This is a genomic window from Dokdonella sp., assembly GCF_035703485.1.
Taxonomy (GTDB): domain Bacteria; phylum Pseudomonadota; class Gammaproteobacteria; order Xanthomonadales; family Rhodanobacteraceae; genus Dokdonella.
On record NZ_DASSYD010000096.1, the window covers coordinates 23,063 to 32,699 of the forward strand.

Sequence of the window (9,637 nt, forward strand, 5' to 3'; positions counted from 1 at the left end):
GATGGCGCCATCGTGCTCCTGATGCGTCGTTGAGTCACTTCTAGCGCCATCGATGCGCGTCACGGTTGCTGAGAAATTCAATCAGGCCGAGGACGACGAAGCCGTTCAACTGGAAGAACGCGGCGAGCAGGCGCAGCAGGCGATTGTGTCGCACGCGTGTTGAGAATGTAGCGACGATGGCAAGGCCGTAAACAGCCAGTTGCACCAACAGCAGCATTCGCCAGCCGATGCTTTCACGTGCGAGCAAGGCATTGCTGAGCAGGGCTGCAAGCATCAACAGCGGCACAAGCAGGCGCAGCAACTTGTGGCAAACGGTTTGCAGGAACAACGGATTCCGCCACGGCACCAGCAGTCCCGGGTGGTGGGTGAATAGCTGGAAGTTGCCAGCCAGGGTGCGGACCTTGCGCCGTTCTTCGTCGGCGGCAGCCGCTGAGGGGCGATCCCAGGCAATCGCGCGCTGGTCGAAAACGACGCGTCGACCCTGGGCGACCACGTGCATCGGAATCAGTACGTCATCAAGAATGGTGGAATCGGGAATGGGCTGCCAAAGTTCTCGGCGCATTGCGTACAGCGCACCGCTGACACCGACCACCGAATCGAATTCGGCTTCTTTCTGGCGGATGAATTTCTCATAGCGCCAATAGGCATCGACGCCTTCGCCGAAGTCGCTGATCTCCTCGCTGCGGAACGCCAGTTCACCGCTGACCGCACCGACATTCTCGTCGGCGAAATTTTCCAGTAGATTGGCGACGGCATTGTCCACCAGAGTCTGGCGCACGTCGCAGAAGACGAGAATTTCGTCGCTGCTCGCGTCGACAGCATCGTTCAGGCAGGCGGCTTTGCCACGACGTTCGGCAAACGCCAGCAAGCGGACTCCATCAGCGGCGAATCCCTCGACAATGGCGTTGGTGCCATCGTCACTGCCATCGGACACGACAAGCAGGTGCAGCAGGTTTCTCGGGTAACGCTGGGCGAGGCAATTGCGGATTTTATCGGCGATCCGAACCTCCTCGTTGTACGCCACCATGATGATCGTAGTGTTTGCGTCAAGCGCGGATCGGGACACGCCACGCGGGCGCAGGCGGGCGAGCAGGGCGATCAGCGCGGGATAGCCGGCGTAGGTGAAAGCGATCAGGAACACGGATACGAAGAACAGGGTGGCAAGCATGAATTCAGGCCGTCCGCTCGGGTCAGTTCGATGCGCGGCGCGGCGCATAGGCCGGGCGCGGGATCAGATGGTCGCGATAGTGTCCCGGGTCACCGCTGCAGCCAGCCTCGGCCGCCTTGATGATGTTGTACATCTCGCGGGCGCTGACGTAGTGCAGCTTCCATTTCTTGCCATCGTTATAGCGCGATTCCAGGTGCCTGAAGGCGGCCTCCATTGGCGCGCCGAGCAAGGTATCCAGATCGCACTCCTGGGTGCCGTGAGTGTGGATCTTGACGAAGGTCCACTCCGGCCGACCCTCGACGTGGATGCCGGTATCGACCCAGGCATCGATGCGATCAGGACTTGGCGGGCTGACCGCACGGATATCCGAATTCTCGATACGTGGAATCAGGCCGAACTTGCGGCTGCGCCAGCGGAAACCGAGCGGACCCTGGATGATCATCAGATCGCCACTCGGTTGGCCGTTGACGCGAACACGCACGCCGCGATCGTGTGATTTGGGCTGGTCCGGGTCGTCGGTTGCGTAGTAGATGCGATTGACCGTGCTTGGCTGGCACGGATCCGGTGCCGCCGGGAAGGTGAAATCCGCGTAGCAGCCCTCTTCGCGCAGGATGATCAGTTCGTTGTTGATTCCACATCCAAAGCCAGTCGGGTGGCTGTTGTCGAGTGCCCAGTTGCCGTGGATGAAGGCCCAGCGCGGCTGGCCGCTGTCGGCGTCACGCGGCAGCGCGTCGTGGCGATCGGCGAGCATTTCGGTAAAGCCACGCAGGGTCGCGCGCAGGTTTTCCTCGGTGTCCTGATCGTGATGCAGGTGAATCTCGATTTCGCCCAGTTGCATGCGGCACATTTCAACCAGGGCATCGAGATGTTCCGGGCGATACTCTTCCTCGGGAAAGAAGAATGTATGCACCGGCGGGCGATCATCGGCATCGCGATGATTTGCGCACAGTTTCGGGTAGTCCTCGCGCCAGCGTGCCACGCGCTCGCATTCGATCTCGTAGCCCGGTTTGCCCCAGCCTGGCTCGTAGTGATCGACGAAGCAAAACATCAGATGCCGGGTTGTTCCCTCTGGCAGCGGCGCGCCACGCCAATCCTGTCGCAACCAGCCCATCAGCCAGCCACTGACATGGCGTTTGCGCATTTGCTGCAAGACAACACCCGCCGCAACGAGAATGACAAAGGCCAGCAAGATCAGAATTGTGCTCATGGCGTGGATTTTCTACGAAGTAGGGACGGCTGAACAATTCGGGTCAGAGGACAAAGGTGTTCTGGAAGCGGACGATCATGTAGATGATGATGATGCTGGCGATCATCGTGCCGATCGTCGATGCGATCCAGGGCACGGCAGGCATTGGCGTCTCGGTCTCGTCGCTCCAGGTCTTTTCCGCGCAATGCCAACTGGCGATGCACAGTCCGAGCAGGATGTAGAGCGTCGGTTGATAGGTTCGCGAGAGAAAAAGTGCGCAGGTCAGGAAGCCTAGCAGGGACAAGCGCAAGAGGATGGCCCAGCGCCTTTCAGGGCTGTCTTCGGGGGCCAGTTGGGCTGCCTGACTCATTTCCTTGAAGACAAGCACAATCATGCCAACCCAGAAAAAGTAGCCAAGCAGGCCCAGCTCGGCAAAACAAAGCACGAACGAGTTGTGCGCGGTGTAATAGAAGTGTTCGGTGAAGTTGCCGAAACCGACGCCGACGAATGGGTGCGAACCAAGCATCGTCAGGCCTTCACTCCAGGCCGCGATACGTCCCCCGGCCGATGCTCCTTCGGAGGAAAAGCTGCGGCCTCCGGTGAATCCGACGACCGCGGCGGCGAAGCCAAACAAGGCGAGCAGGAGGCCGGCTCGAAAGCGCCCCAGTTTGCGCATCAAACCAAACAGAATGACGACACTCAGGCCAAGGATGGCGCCTCTGGAATGGGTGAGATAGCTGGCATAGATGAGCAGGGCGCAAGGCACCCAGATTCGAACCAGATTGCGCAGCGACCTGCGACGCAACCAGGCTCCCATGAGCATCGGCAACACCATCACGATCGCTTGTGAAAAGTCGTTCGGATCACTGAGAAAACCCCAGCTGTGAATACGCCACAGAGTTGTTCCGGAATCATCGTCGGCGGGAATGACATCGCTGGGCGTAACCGTTAGCTCATCCTTGACCTGACCGTGTTCGGCAACGACGAGTTCATCGCGCATGAATCCCTTGTGGTAGGCGGCGATACCGGCAATCGAGAGCATGATCATGCACAGCACGAGTACGGCACAGGTCTTGCGCAGGCGCTCGGTCGTGGTAACCACGAGGATCGTGACCACAAACAACAGTGCCGGAGCGCTGAACTCGATCAGCGCAGGCACCGCACCGCCGGCCCAGCCGGTGGCCACGCGTGAAATCATGATCGCCACCATCAATGCGCCGAGCAGGATCAGGTGGCGTGGCCGCGCGGCCATGGTTCGGTTGCGCACGGCACCGAAGACCGACATCGCGAGGACTACCAGGGAAAGAACCAGAACGATTCGATATTCGGCGAGACCCGGTGCAAACGCCTCGATCGGATGAAGCACCGTGATGGCGAGCAGAAACAGATAAGACGCAAAAATCATGGTGGCGGCGAGCCCTCAGCAGAGGGTGGCGGCGCCAACGCCTTGGCCGGGGTCTTGCCAAATCGATCCTTCAGAGCAAGAAACGGCCGCTCGACAAGAAAATACGAGGCGCAGGCCGCGGCAAACGCGAGCACGATATTCTGCGGAAATGCCGTGAACCAGCTGGTTCCGCGAAAGTACAAGAAGGGTTCCTGCCAGAGGTACAGCGAATAACTGAGCACGCCGAGGGCGATCAATGGACGCGTGTTGAGGACGCGCCCAGCCAGATCGCGCGGATGACTGATCACGTGCAGAAGCAGCAGGACAATCCCGATATTGGCCAGGGTCTGACCGGCGATATAGGCCAGTGGTCGCGACAGATAGGCGACGCCATAGCCGATCGCGATACATAGCCCGCCGATAGGGATCGCTGGCCAGCGGGTCAGCTTCTGGACGATGCGATTTTCCATCAAGCGGTTGTAGGCGATTGCGGTCAGGCAGCCCATGGCAAGTGAGTCGCAGACGGCCTGGAACTCGCGGCTCAAAGCCAGGTCGGGACGATCAATCAGGTACATGCCGAGGCGCACGAACGGCACGATCAATATCGTCGCGATGACACCACGCAAGCCGTAGCGCACACCGAAGAAAAACAGCGCAAAAGGCCACAGGAAATAAAATTGCTCCTCGACCGAAAGCGACCATTGGTGATTGAAATACCAGTTGTAGTCGAGCTGATAGTTGGCAGTGAAGCTCAACACATGGATCAGGTCCGGAATGGCAGTGTTCGCGTAGGTTTCCGAAAGATGGTGGTAGTTGAGTTCGATCAATCCGCCAAGATAGAACAACCAGACCACGCCAATATAGACCAGTGCCGCGGGCAGGATGCGCAAGGCTCTGCGGATATAGAAAGTCTTGATGCGGATGCCGCCATGACGATCGATGTCACGCAACAGCAAGGTGGTGATCAGGAAGCCCGAAATAATGAAGAAAAATCGAACCCCGACGTTACCCAGCGAAGTGAACGCGGGTCGATCCAGGAAGGCCGGTGCCAGGCGTGTCGAGGCCGCGTGTGCGAAAATCACCAGCGCGATGGATAACGCACGCATGCCGTCCAGTGAGGGGATGTGCAGGGGAAGTCTTGGCGCACCCTGATTGTCCCTTGTCTTCATGTCGATTGCCCGAGCGGCGCTGAATTGATTGCGGAGAACCTGGCGCGTGACGTTATCAGATCGATCTGGCGTTGTATTCTTCGCATCTGCAACTGAAACTCTCCGCGAGGCCGGCGAGGCTCCGGATTCCCTCGAAATGGACGATTATACGATGCCGGATTCGCCTGCTGCCGTTCCCAGGCATGTTCTCTACCACCATCGCACCCAGGGCAAGGCTGTCGAGGGTGTGCACATCCGTGGCATTGCCGATGCGCTGCGTGCAGACGGGCACAGCGTCGACATCATGTCCCTGCCCGGAGCGGACCCCTATGCCAGCCCCAAGGCGATGTCGCCGACACGCCAGGCCAACTGGTGGATGCGTCTGCTTTCTAAAATGCCGGAGCCGATTTTCGAGCTGGCGGAAGTGGCCTACAACGTGGTGGTCGGCTGGCGCATCCTGCGTTGGCTGCGCGCCAACAAGGATGTCGATTTCATCTACGAACGCTACTCGCTGTTCCTTTTTGCCACGGTCTGGATTGCCCGGCTTCGCAAGCTTCCGATCATTCTCGAAGTCAACGACTCGGCCATTGTCACTCGCGTCCGACCCTTGTTTTTCCAGCGTCTGGCCATGGCCATCGAGCATTGGATATTCCGCAAGGCAAGCGGCCTGGTTTTTGTATCCACGGTGTTTCGTGATCGAGCCATGGCCGCTCACGGCGAACTGGCGCCGACCATCATCACGCCAAACGCGGCCAATATCGACAAGTTCAGTTTCAGCGCCGAACAGCGCGATCATGCGCGCAGGCAGTGGGATCTTGAAGGTCGCGTGGTGTGTGGTTACCTCGGTGCATTCGTGCCCTGGCATGCGATCGATGCATTCGTGCACAAGATTGCGCCACGCCTCGCCGATGCGCCGCACTTGAAACTTCTGTTGGTCGGGGATGGCGCGACCTATCCCGCACTCAAGAAGTTTGTTGCCGACAAGGGCGTTGGTGACCAAGTCGTGCTTGCCGGTCGTGTCTCCCACGATGAGGTGCCGGGTCTGCTCGCGGCGATGGACATGGCGATTCTGCCGAACGCCGGCGACTACACATCGCCGGTAAAACTGTTTGAATTCATGGCCTGCTCGATTGCACCGATCGCGCCGGATTTTGACCCGATCCGCGAAGTTCTGGTCGAAGGCCAGACTGGCTGGATGTTCAAGGCCGGCGATCTCGATGCCGCAGTGGAAAAGGTTCTCGCGCACAGCCGCGAGGCCGACGAGCTCGCGCGGGTCGGCGCTGCCGCGCGTACCTATGTCAGCGAGCAGAGACAGTGGAAACACAACATCCGTCAATTGATTGATTTTCGGGACACGCTCGACCCCCAGTGACCGCCTCAACGCTGCTCTGCGATCACCTGTTCGCAGACAGCCAGTGTTTCGCGGCCGACATCGTCCCAGGTTCGGCGCATGGCTGCAGCGATGGCGGTGTGGTCCCAGCTGCGTTCCAGCGCGTCATCGAGGGCGCGTTCCAGCGCATCGACGTTGCGCGCGGGAATCAGGATTCCATTCGAGGAGTCGATGATTTCGCGGGTTCCGCCGACGTCGGTGGCGACAACGGGTCGGCCGCAGGCGATGGCTTCGACGACCACGTTCGGGTAGCCCTCGGACCAGCTTGGCAAGGTCAGCAGATCTGCGGCAGCTATCCACTCGGCGACCTGTTCGGGCTCGCAACCGCCGGCAAGCAGGACGCTGTTTTCCAATCCATTCGTTGAAATCAGGGTGCCGAGCCGTTCACGCATGACACCATCGCCGATCAGAACCAGGCGCAGATTGCGATTGCGCTGGACGAGCCGGCGGTGGGCCTCGATCAGCTCGCACAGACCTTTGCTTTCGACCAGCCGGCCGACATAGATGACCAGCCTGGCTTGAGGCTCGATGCCGAGTTTGTTGCGCATCGCAACGCGATCGAGCGGGCGGAAGATTCCGGTGTTGAAACCATTGCTGATGGTCAGCGTGCGATTTTCGGAGGCGCCAAACTGCTTGATCGCAGCCAGGCGCATGGCCTTGCTCACCGTCAACAGGCGATCGACGCCGGCAATCGTGCGTCGGGTCATGATCGCGTTGATCCCCGAGCGCACGTGGATATCCGAGCCGCGCGCGCCGACGATGCAAGGTATGCCGAGGTTTCTTGCTGTGCGCAGGGCGGCATGGCCATCGGGATAGACCCAGTAGGCGAGCACCAGATCCGGCGCAAAGCGGCGCAGCCGCGGCGTCAGCAGGCGGCTGGCAACGACTCCGTTGAGCACGCGTGACAGCCCCGGAATGGCCGGATAGCTGAGCGCCTCGACATCGATGCCCTCGATCCGGTAATCAGGGCCGATGTCATCGTGCAGGAAACTGCGTGGGGAAAGTCCGGGCAATCGCGGATAGCGCGGCTGGATGAACCAGGTGCGGACTTCGGCCAGGCGTGACAAGGCGCGTGCCGTTTCGTAGATATAGCGGCCCCGGGTCTGGTCGTGATCGACCGGCAGCATCGGGGTGATCAGGGCGATCCGTGGCGGACTCATGACGACTTGCCGAGTGCGCGGGCGAGATTGTCGACAGATTCGGATGCTGCCCGCACGAGGCGATGCTCAAGCATCGAGCAGTTTCCGTTCCCAGGCCAGCGCCGTGGTCACGATGAAATCGAGGTCGTCGTGACCGGGTTGCCAATCGAGCATCGACTTCAGTTTGTCGCAACGGGCAATGAGCCGGGGAGGATCGCCGGCACGGCGTGGTTGTTCGATGACGTTGAGAGGCTTGCCATGGGCGCGCTCCACAGCATCGATCACTTCGCGAACGCTGTAGCCGTGGCCATAGCCGCAGTTGAGCGTGACGGAATCACCGCCTGCGCGCAGGTAGTCGAGCGATTTCAGATGCGCGGCAGCGAGGTCGTCGACGTGGATGTAGTCGCGGATACACGTTCCATCCGGCGTGTCGTAGTCGGTGCCGAAGACCAGCAATTGCTTGCGCTTGCCGACCGCATGCTCGCAGGCGACCTTGATCAACAGCGTTGCGTTGGGGGTCGACTGGCCGATGCGGCCCGCCGGATCGCAGCCGGCAACATTGAAGTAACGCAGGATGGCGTGGCGCAGCGGCGTGGCCGCGGCGAGATCACGCAGCATCCATTCACTCATCAGTTTCGAGCTTCCATACGGATTGATCGGCTGGGTCGGCGTGTTCTCATCGGCAACGCCTTTGTCGGGCATGCCGTAGACCGCGGCTGTCGAGGAAAACACGAACTGGCTGACACCAGCGGCCGAGCAAGCGGCGAGCAGGTTGCGCGTCGCACAGGTGTTGTTGGCGTAGTACTTGAGTGGATTGCTGACCGATTCGGGCACGACCGTATGCGCGGCGAAATGCATGACCGTATCGATCTCATGGCGGCTGAAAAGATCGTCTAGAAGGCTTCGATCGGCCGTGTCGCCAACAATCAGCTGCGCACCGATGACGGCGTCGCGGAAACCACTGCTCAGGTTGTCGAGTACGAGCACACGCTCGCCGCGCTCCGCGAGTTGGCGCACGACGTGACTGCCGATGTAGCCGGCACCGCCGGTGACCAGAATGGATTTCATTTCGACTCCTGCGCCTTGTCGACTCTTGATACTGCCGTCGTTGCCGTCATCGGCTGTAGATCAGCCGCGCAAAGGCCCGGTTTTCGTTGTACGAAGGGTTATCGCCGTTGCCATTGCGTTCATTGCGATTCAAATCCAGACGCCAGCCCCAGTGTCGGCTCATCTGATGGCGCAAATAGGCACCGAACAAGGTGTCCCTGGTGTCGCCGCCATCGGTCTTGTAATCGCGCTTTACGAAGCCGGCGAGAATTCCCAGGGTCAGATTCGGTCGCAATTTGTAGCCAAGATCCAGTTCGGCGCCGAACTCGTTGCGGTTGGAGTCAGTTGCGTTGTCGCTTACGTAGCGAACCTTGTCGGCTGATACGGCCGAGGTCAGACTGATTCGAGTCGATTCGAATCCGTAGCTTGCTGCGACGCGATCACTCTTGAAGACATCCGGACTGATGGCCTCGCCGCCGACGCTGATGTTTCCGAATCCGTCGATGAGCGCGGAAGTGTCAGCCACGAGGTTGCTCACCACGTCGGAGATATCACGGTAGACGCCAAGCCCGAAGGTGCTTTGTGGACTTGCCCGCCAGGCCAGCTTGGCGCGGATCAGCGGCCCGTCGGCATTATCACCCTGGGTGAAATCAAGCGAGGTATAGCCGAGCGCGAGGTCCAGATCCAGTTGCGTGAGCTTTTGCGTATAGCCGGCGTATCCGGCGTAGCGCTTGTAGTCTGTTTGCTCACTGTTGTTATCGTAGTTGATATCTGACACTTCCAGGTTCCCACTCAGGCGGCGTGTTGAATCGAGTTCCCTGAGTGCCCGAAAGGCAGCGCTGGTACGGCCGGAATTGAACTGGTCCGTGTTCTCGGCATAGCTGTCGGTGTATCTCAGCTCGGCCAATCCGGTCGTGGCCTGACCAAGTCGAAATTGCAAGGTCGGCCCGGTTGTGAACACATTGGTTTGCTGCAGGTTGTCCGGTGTATCGGGCTGCCTGAGGTTGATCGGGTTGAGGCCCAGATTGTCGGCGAAGCCCCATTTCAAGCGATCGGGGATCAGCGTCCAGTCGACCACGGCATCCATGGTGCCGCGAAATTCATTGCCGAATGCGCCGCCCAGATAATCGCGGTATTCGAGCAAGCCGCTCACTTGTGCGCGCACGCTCGATCCG

The 9,637-nt window shown here is 60.0% G+C and carries 8 protein-coding genes; 1 reads left to right on the forward strand and 7 read right to left on the reverse strand.

The genetic code is table 11. The annotated features are described in order from the left end of the window. Positions 1-40 precede the first annotated feature (40 nt). The 4 genes from VFN25_RS07090 to VFN25_RS07105 are packed head-to-tail and all read right to left on the reverse strand — an operon-like array spanning position 41 to position 4,907. On the reverse strand, positions 41-1,168 hold the full coding sequence (locus VFN25_RS07090) for a glycosyltransferase family 2 protein (protein WP_325140276.1): 1,128 nt from the start codon (positions 1,166-1,168) through the stop codon (positions 41-43). Between the two features lie 22 nt (positions 1,169-1,190). Continuing rightward, the gene (locus VFN25_RS07095; RefSeq protein ID WP_325140278.1) at positions 1,191-2,375 is read right to left on the reverse strand and encodes a hypothetical protein; all 1,185 of its coding nucleotides are present in this window, start codon (positions 2,373-2,375) and stop codon (positions 1,191-1,193) included. A 43-nt stretch (positions 2,376-2,418) separates the two neighbouring features. Then, positions 2,419-3,759: an O-antigen ligase family protein gene (locus VFN25_RS07100; RefSeq protein WP_325140280.1), complete on the reverse strand. Its 1,341-nt coding sequence runs from the start codon at positions 3,757-3,759 to the stop codon at positions 2,419-2,421. Beyond that, positions 3,756-4,907: an acyltransferase gene (locus VFN25_RS07105; RefSeq protein WP_325140282.1), complete on the reverse strand. Its 1,152-nt coding sequence runs from the start codon at positions 4,905-4,907 to the stop codon at positions 3,756-3,758. The genes VFN25_RS07100 and VFN25_RS07105 overlap by 4 nt, the downstream gene beginning before the upstream one ends. 136 nt (positions 4,908-5,043) lie before the next feature. On the opposite strand from VFN25_RS07105, the gene VFN25_RS07110 reads away from it, so the two are divergent. Then, complete coding sequence (locus tag VFN25_RS07110) at positions 5,044-6,258, forward strand: glycosyltransferase (RefSeq protein ID WP_325140284.1); 1,215 nt, start codon at positions 5,044-5,046, stop codon at positions 6,256-6,258. A gap of 5 nt (positions 6,259-6,263) precedes the next feature. On the opposite strand, the gene VFN25_RS07115 is transcribed toward VFN25_RS07110, so the two are convergent. The 3 genes from VFN25_RS07115 to VFN25_RS07125 all read right to left on the reverse strand — a co-directional run. Then, positions 6,264-7,436, reverse strand: a complete 1,173-nt coding sequence (locus tag VFN25_RS07115) for a glycosyltransferase (RefSeq protein WP_325140286.1) — start codon at positions 7,434-7,436, stop codon at positions 6,264-6,266. Positions 7,437-7,502: 66 nt separating this feature from the next. Beyond that, entirely contained in the window at positions 7,503-8,483 is a 981-nt protein-coding gene (gene galE / locus VFN25_RS07120) for a UDP-glucose 4-epimerase GalE (RefSeq protein WP_325140288.1), read from the reverse strand. A gap of 46 nt (positions 8,484-8,529) precedes the next feature. Then, on the reverse strand, positions 8,530-9,637 hold a 1,108-nt coding region (locus tag VFN25_RS07125), incomplete at its 5' end, for a hypothetical protein (RefSeq protein ID WP_325140290.1).